Consider the following 18,697-nt stretch of genomic DNA (forward strand, 5'->3'; position numbering starts at 1 on the left):
CGGTCCCGCGTGCAAGAACGTACAAGACCGGATCGCCCCGCCCTGCGTACGGTCGCGGGGTGGGAGAAGGCCAGATGGTGATGCAGGAGACCCCCGACGGGGTGGCAGGCCGGCCGCGCGGCGCCGTCATACGCGACGGGCTCGGGGTCGGGGTGGCCGTCGGGCTGTCCGGGTTCGCGTTCGGGGTGACCGCCGCCGGGTCCGGGATCAGTGCGCTGCAGGCCTGTGTGCTGAGCCTGCTGGCGTTCACCGGAGCCTCGCAGTTCGCGCTGGTCGGGGCGCTGGCCGCGGGCGGGAACCCGTTCACCGCGGCCGCCGGGGCCTTCTTCCTCGGAACCCGGAACGCCTTCTACGGGCTGCGGCTGTCGCAGCTGCTCGCCCTGCCGAGGGCCGTGCGGCCCCTCGCCGCCCACTGGGTGATCGACGAGACCGCAGCCGTGGCGCTGGCCCAGCCCGACCGCAGGTCCGCACGGCTCGGGTTCACCGTGACCGGGCTGAGCCTGTACGTCCTGTGGAACCTCACCACCCTGGTGGGTGCCCTCGGCGCGGAGGCCCTCGGGGACACCGCCGCCTGGGGGCTGGACGCCGCCGGACCGGCCGTCTTCCTGGCCCTCCTTGCACCGATGCTGAAGACCGCCACCGAGCGGGCCGCCGCCGCGCTCGCCGTCGTCCTCGGGCTGGGCCTGCTCCCCGTACTGCCCGCCGGGCTGCCGGTGCTCGGCGCCGCGCTCGCCGCCCCCGTGATCCTCTGGCTGAAGGGACGCCGCTCGTGAACGTCTGGATCGCCATCGGGCTCACCGTCGCCGGCTGCTACGCCGTCAAGCTCGCCGGGCTGCTCGTGCCCGCCGGGGCGCTGGAGCGGCCGCTCGTGCGCAGGCTCGCCGCCTTGCTGCCCGTCGCGCTGCTCGCCGCGCTCACCGCCCAGCAGACCTTCGGCACCGGGCACGCGCTCGTGCTCGACGCCCGCGCCGCGGGGCTGGCCGCCGCCGGGCTCGCGCTGCTGCTGCGGGCCCCGTTCCTGACCGTGGTCGGCGCCGCCGTGGTCGTCACCGCAGCCGCCCGGGTCCTGGGCGGCTAGGGGTGTCCGGCGGATCAGGCCCGGGCCCGGCCGTGATCCGCCGGACACCCCCTAGGCCGGACCGCCGGCCAGGGGGCGTCCGTACGCCCGTAGGGTCAGCAGGGCCTCCAGGGTGGCGATCGGGCGCCGCTCCAGCGAGCTGCCCGGCGCCCATGCGAGGCGGCGCACCGGCCAGCCGCCGTCCGGCTGCTGCGCGGCGGCCAGGAAGTCCAGGGAACGCCTCAGCTCCTCGTCGGTGAACCAGCCGCGCGCCAGCGACTCCGGCCGGCGGGCGACATCGTGCGGGAACAGCTGCTCGCCCGGCGCGTAGCCCGGGTACGGCGGGAACTCCTGGCGGCGGCGCGGATCGAGCACGACGAGCCGCTGCTCGCGCACCAGCCGCCCCAGCCGGTCCGCGGCCGCCGCCGCCCGCGCCCGGTCGGGGGCGCCGTCGAGGAAGGCCACCGCGCTCTGCACCTCGTACGGGTGCGCGCGGCGCAGGGTCTCGACCCGGTCCCAGCAGAAGTCCGTGGCCCGGAACAGCCACGCGTGCCAGATCCGGTTGCGGTGCAGTACTCCGACGACCGGGCCCGTGGTCAGCAGCTCACCGGGCGGGTTGTCGTGCACCGGGTGGTACGGGGCCGCGGGATGGCCGCGCGGGGCCGGGAGGCGCACCGGAAGCGCGCCGTCCGCGGTGGAGACCCGGGTCAGATGGCGGCACAGCCGTTCGATCCGCTGCCCGGCGCAGCGGCCCAGGCCGTCCAGGACCCGCAGGGCGTGCGCGGTGTGCAGCGGCTGGCTGAGCGGACCGCGCAGATCCGGATCGAGGGCGTGGCCGTAGCCGCCGTCCGCGTTGAGGTACGAGCCGAGGGCGGTGTCCACCGCGTCGGGGTCCCCGCCGAGGAAGTGGAACGCGAACCGCCGCTGCTCCAGCACCCGGGCCGTGAGCCAGATGAACTGCTCGGCGCGGGCCAGCGGAGTCGGCGGGGCCGGCGGAGTCGGCGGGGTCAGCGAGGAAGCTTCGTCTCCAGGCATGCGTGAAACCGTAGGGGGCGCTGCCGCGGGAGCGGGGGGCGAACAGCGCCGGTGCACTCTCCCGGGGCGGGATACTGGGGGCATGCGGTTGACGATTTTCTGGGAGCGGATGGCCGAGCACTTCGGTGCGGCCTACGCGGACTCCTTCGCACGGGACCACGTCATGACGGAGCTCGGCGGACGCACCGTCCACCAGGCGCTGGACGCGGGCTGGGAGGCCAAGGACGTGTGGCGCGCGGTGTGTTCGGCGATGGACGTGCCGGCCTCGCTGCGCTGACGCCGGCGGCCGTTTCCCCGTCCGCGCGGCGGGTGGGACAGACTGGGCCGTGTGGCAGCCACCGATGAGACGACCGTGACGACCGACACCACCGATCCGACCGAGACGACCGATCCGGCCGATGGGAATGCGTCGGCCGAAGCGGCGACCGGCCGGACCGAGCCGCTCCCCGCCGATCGCGCAGGGCCTCCCGGCGAGGCCGTCGCCCCGGCGGCGGCCGGGGCCCGGATGCCGCGCTGGCTGCCGCGCGCCGTCGTCCTCGTCCTGGCCCTCATCGCCTGCTTCCAGCTCGGCAGCTGGGCCTTCCACCAGCTGACCGGGCTGCTCGTCAACATCCTGATCGCGTTCTTCCTCGCGCTCGCGATCGAACCCGCCGTGGCCCGGATGTCGGCCCGCGGCATGCGCCGCGGGCTCGCCACCTTCCTGGTGTTCCTCGGGGTGTTCGCCGGGGCCGCGGGCTTCGTCGTCCTGCTCGGCTCGATGCTCGCCGGACAGATCGTCGACATGGTGGAGGGCTTCCCGCGCTACCTCGACTCGGTGATCGACTCGATCAACACGACCTTCCACACCAAGCTGTCCCGGCTCGCGATCCAGGACAGCCTGCTGCACTCCGACTGGCTGCAGAAGTACGTACAGAACAGCGCGACCGGCGTGCTCGACGTCTCCGCCACCGTGCTCGGCGGACTCTTCAGGCTGCTGACGGTCGGGCTCTTCTCCTTCTACTTCGCCGCCGACGGGCCGCGGCTGCGGCGCGCACTGTGCTCCGTACTGCCCCCTGCGAAGCAGTCGGAGGTGCTGCGCGCCTGGGAGATCGCCGTCGCCAAGACCGGCGGCTACCTCTACTCGCGCGGACTGATGGCGCTGGTCTCCGGCATCGCGCACTACGTCGTCTTCGCGGTCCTCGACGTGCCGTACGCGCCCGCGCTCGCGGTGTGGGTGGGCCTGGTCTCCCAGTTCATCCCCACCATCGGCACCTACCTGGCGGGCGCGCTGCCGATGCTGATCGCCTTCACCGTCGACCCCTGGTACGCGCTGTACGTACTGGGATTCGTGGTGGTCTACCAGCAGTTCGAGAACTACGTCCTGCAGCCCAAACTGACCGCGCGGACGGTGGACATCCACCCGGCGGTGGCCTTCGGCTCGGTCATCGCCGGCACCGCCCTGCTCGGCGCGGTCGGGGCGCTCATCGCGATCCCGGCCGTCGCCACGCTGCAGGCCTTCCTCGGCGCGTACGTGAAACGGTACGCGCTGACGGAAGGGGCGGCAGGGGCGGAAGGGGATCCGGCTACTTCTTCTCCGCCTCGGCCGAGGCGAGGAAGGCTGCCAGGGCTTCGGTGACGGTCGCCTCGACGGCGGCCTTGTCCACTCCGAGGTCGCTGAACACGCCCTCGCCGTTCTCGAGTTCGAGGAGCGCGAGCAGGATGTGCTCGGTGCCGACGTAGTTGTGGCCGAGGCGCAGGGCCTCGCGGAAGGTGAGCTCCAGGGCCTTCTTGGCGGAGGCGTCGAAGGGGACGAGGGCGGGGAGGTTCTCGGAGGCCGGGGGCAGGGCGGCCGTCGCGGCGGCGCGTACGTCGTCCGCCGAGACTTGCTGCGCGCGCAGGGCGAGCGCGGCGAGGCTCTCCGGCTCGGCGAGCAGGCCGAGGACGAGGTGCTCGGTGCGGATCTCGGCGTGGCTGGCCGCGCGGGCCTCGTTCTGGGCGGTCACGACGACGTTGCGGGCGCGGTCGGTGAAGCGGCCGAAGCCCTGGGCGGCGTCGAGGTCGTTGCCGCCGCCCTCGCCCTTGTCGGCCTTGGGGACGAAGCGCTTCTGGGCGGCTTGGCGGGTGACGCCCATGCTGCGGCCGATGTCGGTCCAGGAGGCTCCGGAACGGCGGGCCTGGTCGACGAAGTGCCCGATGAGGTGGTCGGCCACGTCGCCGAGGTGCTCGGCGGCGACGACGGCGCCGCTGAGCTGCTCCAGGGTGTCGGTGTGGACCTTCTTGATGGCCTCGATCAGATCGTCGAGGCGTACCGGATTGGTCATGCGAACGGGTTCCGCTGAAGGGTTCGTCATGGGTGCAACCGTAGGTTGACAGTCCAAGAGGCGTCAACCCCAGGTTGTCAGTTGGTGGATGGAGTCCCGTGAGTGGCCGATATGCAGTCAGGATGTGGCCGGTTCGTATGCCTGACCCTCGTGAGTGTCGACGTGAGTGACGCGAGTACCCCGCACTCGCCGGCCGCCGCGACCCCGCGACCACGTGGCGGCCCTCCGGGATCCGGATCCGGTCGTGTGCGTGCCGCTGCCGGCGGGGCGGCCCCGCTGCGTCCGCCTGGACGGGGTCGGCCGCCGGAGGCTGCTTCCGTACGCCGGCCCCGACCCGGCCGCCGGCGTCGACCGGCAGCATCCCGGCCAGGTGCAGCGTGGTGAGTGTCACTTCGGCGACCCGCTGCGGGCCGCCGTCCAGGTGCGCGGCCTCGTACAGGCCGAGTGCCCCGGTGTCCGCCCGGCCCTCGGGGCCGAGCCCGCGCTGCAGTGGGATGCGGGCGAAGGTCACACCGAGCAGCGGAACGGCCGAACCCGGGAAGATGTAGACCCACACCGTCGCCCCCGACTTTGCGCCCCGCTCCGAGTGTGGGCCTGCCTGGTGGCCGGGGCGATGCGCGGGGTCGGACCCGGTGCCCGCGGACCCGGGCGGGCCCCGCGGGGCGGCCCCCGCCGGGTGGGGAGGGGTGCGCTTGACAGGGAAATCGAACATCCATTCTGATGAGTTATCCACAGCCGAACCGGACGTGGGAGCGCATTGTCAGTGGCAGGCGTTAGCGTCAATGGCGTGAAGCGATCGACTCAAGCAAACCGGGTGGAACCCATGGCAGGCACCGACCGCGAGAAGGCTCTCGACGCCGCTCTCGCACAGATTGAACGGCAATTCGGCAAGGGTGCGGTCATGCGCCTCGGCGACAAGCCGAACGACCCCATCGAGGTCATCCCCACCGGGTCGACCGCGCTGGACATCGCCCTCGGCGTCGGCGGGCTGCCCCGCGGCCGCGTGATCGAGGTGTACGGCCCGGAGTCCTCCGGCAAGACGACCCTGACCCTGCACGCCGTGGCCAACGCACAGAAGGCCGGCGGCACCGTCGCCTTCGTGGACGCCGAGCACGCGCTCGACCCCGAGTACGCGAAGGCCCTCGGCGTCGACACCGACAACCTCATCCTGTCCCAGCCGGACACCGGCGAGCAGGCGCTGGAGATCGTGGACATGCTGGTCCGCTCCGGTGCCCTCGACCTGATCGTCATCGACTCCGTGGCCGCGCTCGTGCCGCGCGCGGAAATCGAGGGCGAGATGGGCGACTCGCACGTGGGTCTCCAGGCCCGACTGATGAGCCAGGCGCTCCGGAAGATCACCGGTGCACTCAACCAGTCCAAGACCACCGCGATCTTCATCAACCAGCTCCGCGAGAAGATCGGCGTGATGTTCGGCTCGCCGGAGACCACCACCGGTGGCCGCGCGCTGAAGTTCTACGCCTCCGTGCGCCTCGACATCCGCCGCATCGAGACCCTCAAGGACGGCACGGACGCGGTCGGCAACCGCACTCGCGTCAAGGTCGTCAAGAACAAGGTCGCGCCGCCGTTCAAGCAGGCCGAGTTCGACATCCTCTACGGCCAGGGCATCAGCCGTGAGGGCGGTCTGATCGACATGGGCGTGGAGCACGGCTTCGTGCGCAAGGCCGGCGCCTGGTACACGTACGAGGGCGACCAGCTCGGCCAGGGCAAGGAGAACGCCCGCAACTTCCTGAAGGACAACCCCGACCTCGCCAACGAGATCGAGCGGAAGATCAAGGAGAAGCTGGGCGTGGGCGTGCGCAAGGACGCCGCCGACGAGGCTGCCGCCGGTGCGCCTGCCGAGGCCGCTGCCGTGCCCGCCCCCGCGTCGAAGGCCAAGACGACGGCCAAGGCCGCCGTCGCCAAGAGCTGACCCGTGCGGGAGCAGGAAAGGGGCGGCGGGAACGGCGGCCGGGAGGGCCGTCGCGAAGGCGGCCGGGAAGGCCGCCAGGAACTGCCGCCCCAAAGCCCCGAGGAGCAGGCGCGGGCGATCTGCCTGCGCCTGCTCACCGGGATGCCTCGCACCCGGCGCCAGCTCGCGGACGCCCTGGACAAGCGGGGCATCCCCGAGGAGGTGTCGCAGGCGGTCCTCTCCCGGTTCGAGGAGGTCGGCCTGATCGACGACGCCGCCTTCGCCGGGGCCTGGGTCGAGTCCCGGCACCGCGGCCGGGGCCTGGCCCGTCGGGCGCTCGCCCAGGAGCTGCGCACCAAGGGGGTGCACGCCACCCTCGTCCAGGAGGCCCTGGAACAGCTGGACTCCGACCAGGAGGAGCAGACCGCCCGGGAACTCGTGGAGCGCAAGCTCCGCGCCACCCGGGGCCTGGAGCGTGACAAGCGGATCCGGCGGCTCGCCGGGATGCTCGCCCGCAAGGGGTACCCGGAGGGCATGGCCCTGCGGGTGGTCCGGCGTGCGCTGGAGGAAGAGGGCGACGCCGGCACGGACGCGGACGACCTGGGCCACCCGGGATTCTGACCTCCGCGGCCGGGCCCGGGGGTGGGGATAGCCCCCGGGCGAGACGGCGGGGCGCTCCACTGCCAAGAAGCAGGCCCGGCGGCAGAGTTGGCCGCATGATGCTGCGTTACGCCCTCCAGACCGTCCGGGACCGCAAGGCCGGCTTCCTCGGTTCCTTCGTCGCACTCCTGTGCGCGGCGGCCCTCATCACCGCCTGCGGCACGCTCCTGGAAACCGGACTCCGCGGAAAGATCGGCACCGAGCGCTACGCGGCCACGCCGGTCGTCGTCTCCGCGGACCAGAACGTCCACCAGAACACGGTCAAGGAGAAGAAGGGCAAGACCAAGACGAAGCACAAGGCCAAGCCCGTCTCCGAGCGAGCCTGGCTCCCCGCCTCCACCGTGGACACGGTCCGGTCCGTGCCGGGCGTCGAGCGGGCTGTTCCGGAGCTCAGTTTCCAGGCCGTCCCGCTGGTCAAGGCCCCCGGCGGCGCGAAGCCCTCGTACGGGCACGCCTGGACATCCGCCGCGCTCACCCCCTTCACGCTCACCGAGGGCCGCGCCCCCCAGGGTGGCGGCGAGGTCGTCGTCGACCGTGAACTGGCCGCCCGCGCGGGGCTGAAGACCGGCGCCCGGCTCACCGTGCAGGCCACCGGTGAGCCGAAGACGTACACCGTGAGCGGGATCGCGCAGACCGCCCGCGGCGACCTCGCGCGGCAGAACGCGCTGTTCTTCGGCGACGCCGAGGCACAGCGGCTGGCCGACCGCGACGGACAGGTCACCGCCATCGGGGTACTGCCGGCGCCCGGGGTCGCCGCCGGTGAGCTGGCCGGGCGCATCGAGCAGGCGCTCAAGGGCACCGGCGCGCAGGTCGGCTCCGGCGATGAACGCGGGCCCGTGGAGTTCCTCGACGCGGCCGGCGCACGCAGCAAACTGGTCTCCATGGGCGGGGCGATGGGCGGCACCTCGCTGCTCGTCGCGATCCTCGTGGTCGTCGGCACCTTCGCCCTCTCCGTCCAGCAGCGCTACCGCGAACTCGCCCTGTTGCGCGCCATCGCCGCCACGCCCAGGCAACTGCGCCGCATGATCGGCCGCGAGGCCCTGGTCGTGGGCCTGGCCGCCGGTGTCGCGGGGGCGCTCGCCGGGCTCCCGCTCGCCGCCTGGCTGCACGGCCGGTTCATCGAGAGCGGCGTCGTCCCCGCCAACCTGGAGCGCACCGCCGGGATCTTCCCGATGTTCGCCGCCGTCGGCGCGAGCCTGCTCGGAGCCTGGGCCGCGGCCCGGATCACCGGGCGGCGGATCGCCCGGATCCGCCCGGCCGAGGCGCTCGCCGAAGCCGCCGTCGAGCGGGGCCGGCCCGCGTGGATCCGGATCGCGGCCGGGGTGCTGCTGCTCGCCGGCGGTGTGGTCCTGGTCGTCGTGCTGAGTGCGCTGCGCACCGAGCCGGCGTCGACCCCGGTGACCTTCCTGGCGGTCGTGGTCCTCGCCGGGGCGGTCTCACTGCTCGGCCCGCTGCTGGTCCGGGGCGCGACCGCGCTGCTCGCCGGGCCGCTGCGGCTGGCCGGCCCGGGCGGGCACCTGGCCACCGCGAACCTGCGCGGCAACGCCACCCGGATGGCCTCCGCCGTCACCCCGCTCGCGCTGCTGATCGGCATGACCTGCACCGTCCTGTTCATCACGCCGACGCTGGGCAACGCCGCCCGGGCGCAGGCCCGCGACGGGGTCCGGGCCGGCTGGGTGCTGGCCGCGCAGGGTCCGGGTGTCACCGGCGAGGCCGCGGAGAGGATCCGCCGGACGCCGGGGGTCACGGCGGCCACCGAGATCGTGCACACGTCCGTACGGGTGGGACTGACGAAGTACGGCGCGCAGGGGGTCACCCCGGCCGGGCTGACCCGGACCTGGGACCCCGGTGTGACGAGCGGCAGCCTGGACGGATTCGGCGAGAAGAACGTGGCGGTGAGCGAACTGGCCGCCGATCAGCTGGGGCTGAAGCCGGGGAGCCCGCTGCAGCTGGCGCTGGGCGACGGGACCCCGGTCACCCTGACCGCCTCGGCCGTGTACGCCCGGGGGCTGGGCTTCGGGGACCTGACGCTGCCGCACGACCTGGTCGCGGCGCACGTGGACAACCCGCTGGCGAGCAGCGTCCTGGTGGCGGCCGAGCCGGGGACCGGGCGGGAGCAGCTGTCCGCGGCGGTCCGCGGGTTCCCGGGGGTCGGGGTGCTGTCCGCGCGGGACGCGGACGAGGTACGGGCGGAGCGCCGGCAGGCCGGCTCCGAGATCAACCTGCTGGCGATGGGGCTGGTGCTGGCCTTCACCGCGATCGCGGTGGTCAACACGCTGGCGATGTCCACGGCGGAGCGCTTCCGGGAGTTCGCGATGCTGAGGCTGGCGGGGGCGAAGCGACGCCAGGTGCTGCGGATGCTGCGCACGGAGGCGCTGGCGGTGCTGCTGATCGGGGCGGTGCTGGGGTCGGGGATCTCGCTGGCCGTACTGACCGCGTTCAGCGTGGGCATGACGGGAGCGGCCGCCCCGGCGGTGCTGCCGGTGGTGTACGTGGCGGTGCTGGGGGTGGCGGGGCTGCTGGCCCTGGCGGCCACCGCCCTGCCGGGCCGGGTCGCCCTGCGGGTCCCTCCGGTGGAGGTGGCGACGTCGAGGTAGCGGGCCGCCGCCCCCGCGGGCCCGGGGCCGCACCGCTTCGGCGATGCGGCCCCGGGCCCTGCGCTTACGTGGCCTGCGGCGCCGATCCCCTACCCGCCCGTCCACCTCCCCCAGACTTCGTCCGGGGGATTTCCACCAGGACGCTGCCCGGACCGGCCCTCAATCGCCGGACGGGCCGGACGGGCCGGACGGGCCGGAGGGCCCGTGGCTGCCCGGGCCTGGCTGGTCAGGGCAGTGGCCCAGGGTGCCCGGGCCTGCGTCGTCCAGCCCGGCCTGGGCGCCGTCCGGCCTCCGGCCCAGGCGACGCCGGACGGAGTTCGGCGCAGTGGCCCGAAGCCGGGGAGGCCGCCGGGGCCGGGCGGTGCGAGGGGTACGTCAAGTGGCGCGGCCCGCCGGGGCCGCGCCGTGCGAGGGGTACGTCAGGAGGTGACCGGCAGGCCCGCCGCCTTCCAGGCCTGGAAGCCGCCGGTCAGGTCCGTGGCGCGGTGCAGGCCCAGGGTGTGGAGGGAGGCCGCCGCGAGGGAGGAGGCGTAGCCCTCGTTGCAGATCACCACCACCGGGAGGTCGTGCGAGGTGGCCTCGGGAGCGCGGTGCGAGCCCTGGGGGTCGAGGCGCCACTCGAGCTCGTTGCGTTCGACCACCAGCGCACCCGGGATCAGGCCGTCGCGCTCGCGCAGTGCCTGGTAGCGGATGTCCACCAGCAGCGCCCCCTCGCGGGAAGCCGCGTACGCCTCCTGCGCATCGACGCGGCGGTAGCCGGACCGGACCTGCTCCAAGAGCTCGTCGATGCCGATCGGTGCGGCGCTCACTGCCAGTCCGCCGGGCGCTCGACCTGCTCCAGCGTGAGCACCTGGCCGGTGCGGCTGTAGCGGCGGATCAGGGGCAGCGGCGGGTAGTACGCGTGCACCGACACCGCGTGCTCCGCCGCCGACTCGTTGAGCACCTCGTGGACGTGGTGCTCGCCGAAGGCCCGACCCGTCCCCGCGCCCAGGCTGCGGCTGCGGTCCAGGTCAGGGGCGAGTTCCAGGCTCCGCCAGCCCTCCGAGGGGAGCCGGACCGCCAGGGAGTGCTCCCTGAGGCGGCCCCGGGCGGTGGCGAACGCGCCCTGCGACTCGGCGTGGTCGTGCCAGCCGGTGCCGGTGCCCGGCGGCCAGCCGATCACCCAGGCCTCGCTGCCGCCCGGCCCGTCGAGGCGGATCCAGGTACGGCCTTCGGGGTCGAGGGGGAGGGAGTCGATGACCGCCGGGTCGGCGGCGGTGCGCAGGGCGAAGTCGAGGAGTTCCGCGGCCGTCACAGCAGAGGCGTGCGCGGGGGCGTGCGGAGGTGAGAGGGGCGCAGTGGATGCACTGGGTGCAAGGGGCGCAGACATGGGGGCGTGACCGTCCTGGGGGTTCGCGAAAGTGCGCGCGGAGCGCGGGAGGGAAGGCGAATCAGCAGGAAGGGCGACACACGCAGCCCGCGTAGCGGAGCAGGTCCATATGGACCCTCCGCCACAGGCGTACGTCGTTGCCGGTCATGTCCGCGAGTGAAGCACGCGGACCGGAGACCGGTCAATCGATCACGGCTGGATGCGCGGTCGACGACTCCTCCAGCGGGGCGGGCGCCCCCCGCCGGACGGTGTCCGCCGCCTCGTACAGCTCCGCGGGCCGCACGCCCGCGAAGGTGGCCGCCAGATGCCCGTCCGGCCTGACCAGGAGCACGGTGTGCGCCGGAGCCCCCGGGTAGCCGTCCGCGACCAGCAGTTCGGTGCGGACCGGGAGGGCGCTCACGGCCGCCGCGAGCCGGGGCATCAGCCCGGCGCCCAGCCAGTGCCGCCGGTCCCAGACCCCGGTGCCCGGGGCGACCAGGACCACCAGCAGGCGGCCCCGGCCCAGCAGGTCGCGCAGCGGCACGGTTGCCCCGTCGGGCGCGGTGACGGGCACATTGGCCACCTGACCGCCCGGCTCCGTGTCGGTGGGCACCTCGCGCACGGCCACCGGCGGCGCGTACGTCGGCACCGCGCCCAGCGGCCCGCGCCCCAAGTGGCCGTCGGTCAGCAGCAGCTCGCCGGAGCGGGTGGCGCCGGGTAGGTACGTCCGCAGCCCGCCGCCCCCGCGCAGTACGGGCATCGCCTGGTCGGCGGCGCGCAGCCGGGCCGCGACCGCCGTGCGCCGTTCGCCCTCGTAGCTGTCGAGCAGGGCCTCGGAGGCGCCCTGGTGCCAGGCCAGGCTCAGCTTCCAGGCGAGGTTCTCGGCGTCCCGCAGCCCCTCGTCGACCCCCTGGGTGCCGAGCGCGCCCAGCAGGTGGGCGGCGTCCCCGGCGAGGAAGGCGCGACGGTCCCGCCAGCGTCGGGCGAGCCGGTGGTGCAGCGTGTGGACCCCGGTGTCGAGGAGGTCGTACGGGGGAGTGGTGCCCCCGCACCACACGGCAAGGGTGTCCCGGATCAGGGTGACGAGCGCATCGGGCGTGACCAGATCCCCGCGGCCCGGGAGCAGCCAGTCCAGCCGCCACACCCCGTCGGCCAGCGGCCGGGCGGTGGTCTCCTGCGGCGGGTCGCGGTACAGCAGCGCCTCGCCCGGCCAGGGGAGTTCGGTGCGCAGCGCGGCCACGGCGTGCCGTTCGACGGCGGTACGGCCCGGGAAGCGGACGCCGAGCAGCTTGCGCACGGTGGAGCGGGCCCCGTCGCAGCCGACGAGGTAACTCCCGCGCCACCACGTGGTCTCGGTGCCCCGGGTGTGGGCGGTGACCCCGCGGCCGTCCTGTTCGAGGGCGTCCAGTCTGCTGTCGGTGACCAGCTGGACCAGCGGATGTGCGGCCGCGGCGTCGCGCAGCCCGCGCGCGAGGGCGTGCTGCGGCAGGTGCAGGGGGGCCTGGCGGTCCTCGAAGGTGATGCGCCTGGCGTCGTCGGTGCGGCCGCGCCGCCGCATGGTGCGCCAGGCGGCGAAGAGCGCGCCCTCGTCGCTCAGCGTCGTACAGCCCAGCCGGTGGACCATGGCCGACGTGTCCTCGTGCAGGACGACCGTACGGGCAGGTCGGGGCAGGTCCTTGCCGGGTCCCTCGTCGAGCACGACGCTGGGCACGCCCGAGCCGGCCAGGGCCAGGGACAGGGACAGTCCGACGGGCCCCGCGCCGACGACGATCACCGGGTCCATGATGCGGCTCCCGATGTCCGGTATGTGATCACAGAACGTATGCAACCCACTGGAGGTGCCTGCGTCAAGTGACGCCGGTCCGGCCAACGCCGTGTGGTGCGGCGGATGAGTTCCGCCGCACCACAGGTGTCACGCCAGTGTACTGACCGGGTGTCAGGCCCCCGTCGTCGGGGAGCCGTGTCCGCCGGGGCTCGGGCCGGGGGTCAGGGGGCCTCGCCCACGCCGGCCGCCCCGCCCGCGTCGACCTCGGCCACGTCCCCGGCGACGACCGCGCCGGTGCCCTTCTTCGACTTCCGCAGCCGTCCTTCGATCCAGGAGGCGAAGGTGGTGAGCGTGAAGTTCACGATGATGTAGAGCACCGCGATCACGATGAGGGTCGGGATGGTGTTGCTGTAGTTCGCGGAGATCTGCCGGTTCATCGACAGCAGTTCGCCCAGGCCCAGCAGCGCGCCGCCGATCGCGGTGTCCTTGAGGATCACCACGAGCTGGCTGACCAGGGCCGGCAGCATGGCCGTCACGGCCTGGGGGACCAGGACGTACGTCATGATCTGGCTCTTGCGCATGCCGATCGCCTTGGCCGCGTCGGTCTGGCCGCGCGGCAGCGACTGGATGCCGGCGACGACGATCTCGGCGATGACCGCCGAGTTGTACAGGACGAGGCCGGTCACCACCGCGTACAGCGGACGCAGTTCGGAGCTGACGGCGCTGAAGCGCACGTACAGCGCGGAGCCGAACAGCATCAGCATCAGCACCGGGATGGCGCGGAAGAACTCGACCCAGGCGCCCACGGGGATCCGTACCCACCGGTGGTCCGAGAGCCGGCCCATACCGAGGACCGCTCCCAGCGGCAGGGCGATGACCATGGCGATGAGGCCGGCCCTCAGCGTCTCGCCGAGCCCCGGCAGCAGGAAGGTCGTCCAGACCTGGCTGTCGGTGACGAACGGGCTCCACTTGTCGGCATCGAGCTGGCCCTTGTCGGCCATGGTGCTCAGCACCCACCACATGACCAGCCCGAACACCACCACGAAGGCGGCCGTGTAGATCCAGTTGCGCGCCTTGGCCTTGGGGCCGGGGGTGTCGTACAGAACGGAGGTCATCGCTTCACCGCCACTCGCTTGGCCACCCAGCCCAGCAGCAGGCCGGTGGGCAGGGTCAGCAGGACGAAACCGAGGGCGAAGATCCCGAAGACCGCGAAGAGCGCGTCCGCCTCGTTCTCGATCATTTCCTTCATCAGCAGGGCCGCCTCGGCCACGCCGATGGCCGCCGCCACCGTGGTGTTCTTGGTGAGGGCGATCAGTACGTTCGTGAGCGGCGCGATGACCGCCCGGAAAGCCTGGGGGAGCACGATCAGGGTGAGCACCTGGAAGAAGCTCAGGCCCAGCGCGCGGGCGGCCTCGGCCTGGCCCACGGGCACCGTGTTGATGCCCGAGCGGATCGCCTCACAGACGAAGGTGCCGGTGTAGGCGATGAAGCCGAGGACTGCGAGCCGGAACCCGATCTCCTTGAACGTGCCGCCGCCGAGCGTGACGCCGAGGGTCTGGTTCAGACCCAGCGAGCAGCCGATGATGATGACGGTCAGCGGCGTGTTGCGCACGATGTTGACGTACGCGGTGCCGAAGGCCCGCATCAGCGGGACCGGACTGACCCGCATCCCGGCCAGCATCAGGCCCCAGATCAGGGACCCGACCGCCGAGTAGAGGGTGAGCTGAACCGTCACCCAGAAGGCTCCGAGCACGTCGTACTGCCCGGAAGTAAGAAAGTCGAACACGTTGCCCTGCGCTCTCCCCAGGATGGCCGGTGAGGTGCGCCGCCGCCCGAGGCAGGCAGGCGACGGCGCACCTCACCGATGAATCAGCTGCCTTCGGTGATCTGCGGGGCCGGGTCGGCCTTGTAGTTGGCGGGACCGAAGTTCTTGTCCACCGCCTTCTGCCAGGAGCCGTCCTCGACCATCTTCTTCAGCGCGGCGTTGACCTTGGTCTGCAGGTCCTTGTCGCCCTTCTTCAGGCCGATGCCGTAGGGCTCGTCGCTCAGCTTCAGGCCGGCCAGCTTGAACTTGCCCTTGTTCTTCTCCTGCGCGGCGAAGCCGGCGAGGATCGAGCCGTCCGTGGTCACCGCGTCCACGGCCTTGTTCTCCAGGCCGGTCAGGCACTCGGAGTAGCCCGGGTACTCCTGCAGGTCGGCGTCGGGCGCCAGCTTGGTCTTGACGTTCTGCGCCGAGGTGGAACCGGTGACCGAGCAGAGCTTCTTCTTGTTGAGGTCCTCGGCCTTGGTGATCGAGGTGTCGTCGGCGCGGACCAGCAGGTCCTGGTGGGCCAGGAAGTACGGGCCGGCGAAGTCGACCTTCTGCTTGCGCTTGTCGTTGATCGTGTAGGTCGCGACGACCAGCTTCACGTCGCCGTTCGAGATCAGGTTCTCGCGCTCGGCGCTGACGGCCTGCTTGAACTCGATCTGGTCGGGCTGGTAGCCGAGCTCCTTGGCCACGTACGTCGCCACGTCGACGTCGAAGCCCGAGAACTTGCCGTCGGGGGTCTTGAGGCCCAGACCCGGCTGGTCGAACTTGATGCCGATGACGATCTTGTCCTTGCCGCCGCCGGCGGAGGAGCCGGTGTCACCGGCCTTGTTGCTGCCACCGCCGCAGGCGGTCGCGGTCAGGGCGAGGACAGCGGCCACGGCTGCGGCCGCGCCGGCCTTGAAAACCTTCATGGTGAACTTCCCTCGGATGAGACGTTGTTGGACGACGAGCGACACGTGTGCTCTGAGCCGCCAGGGGATCACTACCAGACAAGACCGTCAGTGGTGCAGGATCTTCGAAAGGAAGTCCTTCGCGCGGTCGCTGCGCGGGTTGCTGAAGAACTGCTCGGGCGCGGCCTCTTCGACGATTTTTCCGTCGGCCATGAAGACGACCCGATTGGCCGCAGACCGGGCGAAGCCCATCTCGTGCGTGACGACCACCATCGTCATGCCCTCCCGGGCGAGCTGCTGCATGACCTCCAGCACCTCGTTGATCATCTCCGGGTCGAGCGCCGAGGTCGGCTCGTCGAACAGCATCACCTTCGGGTCCATCGCCAGCGCGCGGGCGATCGCCACACGCTGCTGCTGGCCGCCGGAGAGCTGCGCCGGGTACTTGTCGGCCTGCGAGCCGACGCCCACCCGGTCCAGCAGGGACTTCGCCTTCTCGAGTGCGGCTGCCTGGTCCGTCTTGCGGACCTTGAGCTGACCCAGCATCACGTTCTGCAGAACCGTCTTGTGCGCGAACAGGTTGAAGGACTGGAAGACCATGCCCACATCGGCACGCAGCCGGGCCAGTTCCCGTCCCTCCGAGGGCAGTTCCCTGCCGTCGACCGTGATGGTGCCCGAGTCGATCGTCTCCAGGCGGTTGATGGTCCGGCACAGCGTGGACTTGCCTGATCCCGAGGGACCGATCACCACGACGACCTCACCGCGGGCAATGCTCAGATCGATGTCCTGAAGCACGTGCAGCGCGCCGAAGTGCTTGTTGACGTTGCTCAGTACGACCAGGTCGTCCGCGGCCCCGGCCGCATCCTGCACGTCCTTGGTCACTGATACTCCGCTCATCGGCTTCTTGCTCCGTCCTCCTCGGTTGGGAGGACAGTAGTGACGCGGCGCGCACACCGTCATCACATCTGAGGGAGAATTGAGCATAACGATACGGCCTCGCCCCGATACGCTCCGTACGCACCGCGGTGGCCGGGGCCAGACTGCTCGTACCGGGTGCATAACGGAAGGCGCGCCGGACCGGAAGCCCCTTGACGTGGGCCTCCGTATCGGCGTGGATGCAGGGTGGCCCTGACCGCGGGCCCTTGATCAGGAAAGGGGGACGCAATGAGACTGCTGCTCGTCGAGGACGACGACCACGTCGCCGCCGCCCTGTCCGCGATCCTCGCCCGGCACGGCTTCCAGGTGACCCACGCCCGCAGCGGCGAGGAGGCTCTGCAGGCCCTGCTGCCCGCAGGAGCGCCGCCCTACGTCACTCCCTACGGGGTCATTCTGCTCGACCTCGGCCTGCCCGACCAGGACGGCTACGAGGTGTGCGGCAAGATCCGCAAGCGCACCTCGACCCCCGTCATCATGGTGACCGCGCGCGCCGACGTCCGCTCCCGCATCCACGGCCTCAACATGGGCGCCGACGACTACGTCGTCAAGCCCTACGACACCGGTGAACTCCTCGCACGCATCCACGCCGTCGCCCGGCGCACCGGTGCCTCCGAGGAAGCGGCCGCCACCGGGACGGGCGCCCCCGACGTGGTCCGGCTCGGCCCGGTCAGCATCGAACTGCCCACCCGCCGGGTCAGCGTGGACGGCGCCGACGTACCGCTCACCCGCAAGGAGTTCGACCTGCTGGCCCTGCTCGCGCAGCGCCCCGGGGTCGTCTTCCGCCGCGAGCAGATCATCAGCGAGGTGTGGCGCACCAGCTGGGAGGGGACCGGGCGGACCCTCGAGGTCCACGTCGCCTCGCTGCGCTCCAAGCTGCGCATGCCCGCCCTCATCGAGACCGTCCGCGGGGTGGGCTACCGGCTCGTCACCCCGGCCGCCTCCTAGGGCCCCCACCGTGCGCGCCCGGCTGCTCCCGCTGCTCGTCGTCCTGATGGCGGGCGTGCTGCTCGCCCTCGGCTTCCCGCTCGCCGTGAGCCTGGCCGCCGGGCAGCAGCAGCGCGTGGTCGTGGACCGGATCGACGACAGCGCCCGCTTCGCCGCCCTCGCCCAGTTCGTCATCGACGCCGAGGGCTCCGGATCCACCGGCGCCGCCGACCGGCGCGACACCCTCCAGCTCGAACTCGCCCGCTACCAGGAGCTGTACGGCATCCGGGTGGGCATCTTCTACCGCGACGACAACGCCATGGTCCGCGCCCCCGGCTGGTGGCAGCTCCCGGAGCAGGGCGAGGGCCGCCGGGCCTTCGAGGAGGCCCTCGCCGGGCGGCGCAGCCACGACCCCGCCCAGGTGTGGCCCTGGCAGACCCACGGCAAACTCCTCGTCGCCTCCCCGGTCGTCCTCGACGGCGACGTCGTCGCGGTCGTCGTCACCGAGTCGCCCACCGACCAGATGCGGGCCCGGATCCTCAACGGCTGGCTGCTGATCGTCGCCGGCCTCGCCGCCGCCATGCTCGTGGCCTTCGGCGCCGCCCTGCGGCTCACCAGCTGGGTGCTCAAGCCCGTCCGGACCCTGGACGCGGCCGCCCACGGCATCGCCACCGGACGGATGAACTCCCGCGTCGCGGCCTCCGGCGGGCCGCCGGAACTCAGACGGCTGGCCCGCTCGTTCAACGAGATGGCCGACAACGTGGAAGAGGTCCTGGAGCAGCAGCGGGCGTTCGTCGCCGACGCCTCCCACCAGCTGCGCAACCCGCTCGCGGCGCTGCTCCTGCGGATCGAGCTGCTCGCCCTCGAGCTGCCCGAGGGCAACGAGGAGATCGCCTCCGTGCGGACCGAGGGCAAGCGGCTGGCCCAGGTCCTGGACGACCTGCTGGACCTGGCGCTGGCCGAGCACACCTCCGCCGAGCTCAGCCTGACCGACATCGGGGCGCTGACCGCCGAACGGGTGGCGGCCTGGCGTCCGTACGCAGAGGAGAAGGGCGTACGGCTCACCGAGACGGGCCGGACCGCCGTCACGGGATGGGCCGACCCCATCGCGCTCTCCAGCGCGCTCGACGCCGTCATCGACAACGCCCTCAAGTTCACGCCCGAGGGAGAAGAGGTCGAGGTGGCGGTCGCCGCGGCCGGGTCCTTCGTGCACGTCGTCGTCGCCGACCGCGGCCCCGGCCTGACCGACGAGGAGCTGCTCCGCGTCGGCGACCGGTTCTGGCGCAGCGGCCGCCACCAGAACATCAAGGGCTCCGGGCTCGGCCTGTCGATCTCCCGGGCCCTGCTCGCCGCGGGCGGCGGGTCCCTCGCGTACGAGACGAACCCGCCGCACGGGCTGCGGGTGACGGTGGCCGTCCCGCGCAACGATCCGCACACGCCCTGACCGCTGCCGCTGCCGGGTCGTGCCG

19 protein-coding genes are annotated in these 18,697 nt (G+C 72.5%); 9 read left to right on the top strand and 10 right to left on the bottom strand.

Annotated elements, in window-relative coordinates; all coding sequences use genetic code 11:
• Nucleotides 1-74 precede the first annotated feature (74 nt).
• Nucleotides 75-773, top strand: coding sequence for an AzlC family ABC transporter permease (locus AB0I68_RS22995; RefSeq protein ID WP_363179299.1), 699 nt, complete (start codon nt 75-77; stop codon nt 771-773).
• The gene (locus AB0I68_RS23000; protein WP_363179219.1) at nt 770-1,078 is read left to right on the top strand and encodes an AzlD domain-containing protein; all 309 of its coding nucleotides are present in this window, start codon (nt 770-772) and stop codon (nt 1,076-1,078) included. The genes AB0I68_RS22995 and AB0I68_RS23000 overlap by 4 nt, the downstream gene beginning before the upstream one ends.
• A gap of 51 nt (nt 1,079-1,129) precedes the next feature.
• Here AB0I68_RS23000 and AB0I68_RS23005 read toward each other — a convergent pair whose 3' ends face one another.
• Complete coding sequence (locus AB0I68_RS23005; protein WP_363179220.1) at nt 1,130-2,092, bottom strand: hypothetical protein; 963 nt, start codon at nt 2,090-2,092, stop codon at nt 1,130-1,132.
• A gap of 82 nt (nt 2,093-2,174) precedes the next feature.
• Between AB0I68_RS23005 and AB0I68_RS23010 the strand changes: the two genes are divergently transcribed.
• Nucleotides 2,175-2,369 (top strand): DUF3046 domain-containing protein, encoded by a 195-nt coding sequence (locus AB0I68_RS23010; RefSeq protein ID WP_266783889.1) that lies wholly within the window; start codon nt 2,175-2,177, stop codon nt 2,367-2,369.
• Between the two features lie 228 nt (nt 2,370-2,597).
• Complete coding sequence (locus AB0I68_RS23015) at nt 2,598-3,707, top strand: AI-2E family transporter (RefSeq protein WP_363179300.1); 1,110 nt, start codon at nt 2,598-2,600, stop codon at nt 3,705-3,707.
• Here AB0I68_RS23015 and AB0I68_RS23020 read toward each other — a convergent pair.
• Nucleotides 3,655-4,422, bottom strand: a complete 768-nt coding sequence (locus AB0I68_RS23020) for a Clp protease N-terminal domain-containing protein (protein ID WP_363179221.1) — start codon at nt 4,420-4,422, stop codon at nt 3,655-3,657. The genes AB0I68_RS23015 and AB0I68_RS23020 overlap by 53 nt on opposite strands.
• Before the next feature lie 793 nt (nt 4,423-5,215).
• Between AB0I68_RS23020 and recA the strand changes: the two genes are divergently transcribed.
• The 3 genes from recA to AB0I68_RS23035 all read left to right on the top strand — a co-directional run bounded on the left by recA (nt 5,216) and on the right by AB0I68_RS23035 (nt 9,558).
• Nucleotides 5,216-6,322: a recombinase RecA gene (gene recA / locus AB0I68_RS23025; RefSeq protein WP_363179222.1), complete on the top strand. Its 1,107-nt coding sequence runs from the start codon at nt 5,216-5,218 to the stop codon at nt 6,320-6,322.
• Nucleotides 6,323-6,403: 81 nt separating this feature from the next.
• Nucleotides 6,404-6,922: a recombination regulator RecX gene (gene recX / locus AB0I68_RS23030; RefSeq protein WP_363179301.1), complete on the top strand. Its 519-nt coding sequence runs from the start codon at nt 6,404-6,406 to the stop codon at nt 6,920-6,922.
• Between the two features lie 95 nt (nt 6,923-7,017).
• On the top strand, nt 7,018-9,558 hold the full coding sequence (locus tag AB0I68_RS23035; RefSeq protein WP_363179223.1) for an FtsX-like permease family protein: 2,541 nt from the start codon (nt 7,018-7,020) through the stop codon (nt 9,556-9,558).
• Between the two features lie 419 nt (nt 9,559-9,977).
• Here the strand turns inward: AB0I68_RS23035 and AB0I68_RS23040 are convergent, their stop codons facing one another.
• The 8 genes from AB0I68_RS23040 to AB0I68_RS23075 all read right to left on the bottom strand — a co-directional run bounded on the left by AB0I68_RS23040 (nt 9,978) and on the right by AB0I68_RS23075 (nt 16,265).
• On the bottom strand, nt 9,978-10,367 hold the full coding sequence (locus AB0I68_RS23040; RefSeq protein ID WP_363179224.1) for a rhodanese-like domain-containing protein: 390 nt from the start codon (nt 10,365-10,367) through the stop codon (nt 9,978-9,980).
• On the bottom strand, nt 10,364-10,927 hold the full coding sequence (locus tag AB0I68_RS23045) for a cysteine dioxygenase (protein ID WP_363179225.1): 564 nt from the start codon (nt 10,925-10,927) through the stop codon (nt 10,364-10,366). The genes AB0I68_RS23040 and AB0I68_RS23045 overlap by 4 nt, the downstream gene beginning before the upstream one ends.
• A 61-nt stretch (nt 10,928-10,988) precedes the next feature.
• The gene (locus AB0I68_RS23050) at nt 10,989-11,075 is read right to left on the bottom strand and encodes a putative leader peptide (RefSeq protein ID WP_311318651.1); all 87 of its coding nucleotides are present in this window, start codon (nt 11,073-11,075) and stop codon (nt 10,989-10,991) included.
• 33 nt (nt 11,076-11,108) lie between these two features.
• Nucleotides 11,109-12,689 carry an FAD-dependent monooxygenase gene (locus AB0I68_RS23055; protein WP_363179226.1) on the bottom strand — a complete coding sequence of 527 codons (1,581 nt, stop codon included), beginning with the start codon at nt 12,687-12,689 and terminating at the stop codon, nt 11,109-11,111.
• 203 nt (nt 12,690-12,892) lie between these two features.
• Complete coding sequence (locus AB0I68_RS23060; protein WP_363179227.1) at nt 12,893-13,786, bottom strand: amino acid ABC transporter permease; 894 nt, start codon at nt 13,784-13,786, stop codon at nt 12,893-12,895.
• Complete coding sequence (locus AB0I68_RS23065) at nt 13,783-14,457, bottom strand: ABC transporter permease subunit (protein WP_363179228.1); 675 nt, start codon at nt 14,455-14,457, stop codon at nt 13,783-13,785. Before AB0I68_RS23065 ends, AB0I68_RS23060 begins: the two co-directional genes overlap by 4 nt.
• Before the next feature lie 83 nt (nt 14,458-14,540).
• Complete coding sequence (locus tag AB0I68_RS23070) at nt 14,541-15,392, bottom strand: glutamate ABC transporter substrate-binding protein (protein ID WP_363179229.1); 852 nt, start codon at nt 15,390-15,392, stop codon at nt 14,541-14,543.
• 87 nt (nt 15,393-15,479) lie between these two features.
• Nucleotides 15,480-16,265 carry an amino acid ABC transporter ATP-binding protein gene (locus AB0I68_RS23075; protein ID WP_363179230.1) on the bottom strand — a complete coding sequence of 262 codons (786 nt, stop codon included), beginning with the start codon at nt 16,263-16,265 and terminating at the stop codon, nt 15,480-15,482.
• Between the two features lie 267 nt (nt 16,266-16,532).
• On the opposite strand from AB0I68_RS23075, the gene AB0I68_RS23080 reads away from it, so the two are divergent.
• Nucleotides 16,533-17,249, top strand: a complete 717-nt coding sequence (locus tag AB0I68_RS23080; RefSeq protein ID WP_363179231.1) for a response regulator transcription factor — start codon at nt 16,533-16,535, stop codon at nt 17,247-17,249.
• A 10-nt stretch (nt 17,250-17,259) separates the two neighbouring features.
• The gene (locus tag AB0I68_RS23085) at nt 17,260-18,672 is read left to right on the top strand and encodes a HAMP domain-containing sensor histidine kinase (protein WP_363179232.1); all 1,413 of its coding nucleotides are present in this window, start codon (nt 17,260-17,262) and stop codon (nt 18,670-18,672) included.
• Nucleotides 18,673-18,697: the final 25 nt, after the last annotated feature.

It is taken from the genome of Streptomyces sp. NPDC050448 (genome assembly GCF_040655295.1).
GTDB lineage: Bacteria > Actinomycetota > Actinomycetes > Streptomycetales > Streptomycetaceae > Streptomyces.

Bases quoted from the DNA above. Each gene is read 5' to 3' on its own strand.
- AB0I68_RS23015 (WP_363179300.1), top strand. From the start codon at position 2,598: ATGCCGCGCTGGCTGCCGCGCGCCGTCGTCCTCGTCCTGGCCCTCATC.
- AB0I68_RS23055 (WP_363179226.1), bottom strand. From the start codon at position 12,689: ATGGACCCGGTGATCGTCGTCGGCGCGGGGCCCGTCGGACTGTCCCTG.
- recA (WP_363179222.1), top strand. From the start codon at position 5,216: ATGGCAGGCACCGACCGCGAGAAGGCTCTCGACGCCGCTCTCGCACAG.
- AB0I68_RS23050 (WP_311318651.1), bottom strand. From the start codon at position 11,075: ATGACCGGCAACGACGTACGCCTGTGGCGGAGGGTCCATATGGACCTG.
- AB0I68_RS22995 (WP_363179299.1), top strand. From the start codon at position 75: ATGGTGATGCAGGAGACCCCCGACGGGGTGGCAGGCCGGCCGCGCGGC.
- AB0I68_RS23020 (WP_363179221.1), bottom strand. From the start codon at position 4,422: ATGACGAACCCTTCAGCGGAACCCGTTCGCATGACCAATCCGGTACGC.
- AB0I68_RS23075 (WP_363179230.1), bottom strand. From the start codon at position 16,265: ATGAGCGGAGTATCAGTGACCAAGGACGTGCAGGATGCGGCCGGGGCC.
- AB0I68_RS23010 (WP_266783889.1), top strand. From the start codon at position 2,175: ATGCGGTTGACGATTTTCTGGGAGCGGATGGCCGAGCACTTCGGTGCG.
- AB0I68_RS23035 (WP_363179223.1), top strand. From the start codon at position 7,018: ATGATGCTGCGTTACGCCCTCCAGACCGTCCGGGACCGCAAGGCCGGC.
- AB0I68_RS23070 (WP_363179229.1), bottom strand. From the start codon at position 15,392: ATGAAGGTTTTCAAGGCCGGCGCGGCCGCAGCCGTGGCCGCTGTCCTC.
- AB0I68_RS23060 (WP_363179227.1), bottom strand. From the start codon at position 13,786: ATGACCTCCGTTCTGTACGACACCCCCGGCCCCAAGGCCAAGGCGCGC.
- AB0I68_RS23080 (WP_363179231.1), top strand. From the start codon at position 16,533: ATGAGACTGCTGCTCGTCGAGGACGACGACCACGTCGCCGCCGCCCTG.
- AB0I68_RS23005 (WP_363179220.1), bottom strand. From the start codon at position 2,092: ATGCCTGGAGACGAAGCTTCCTCGCTGACCCCGCCGACTCCGCCGGCC.
- AB0I68_RS23045 (WP_363179225.1), bottom strand. From the start codon at position 10,927: ATGTCTGCGCCCCTTGCACCCAGTGCATCCACTGCGCCCCTCTCACCT.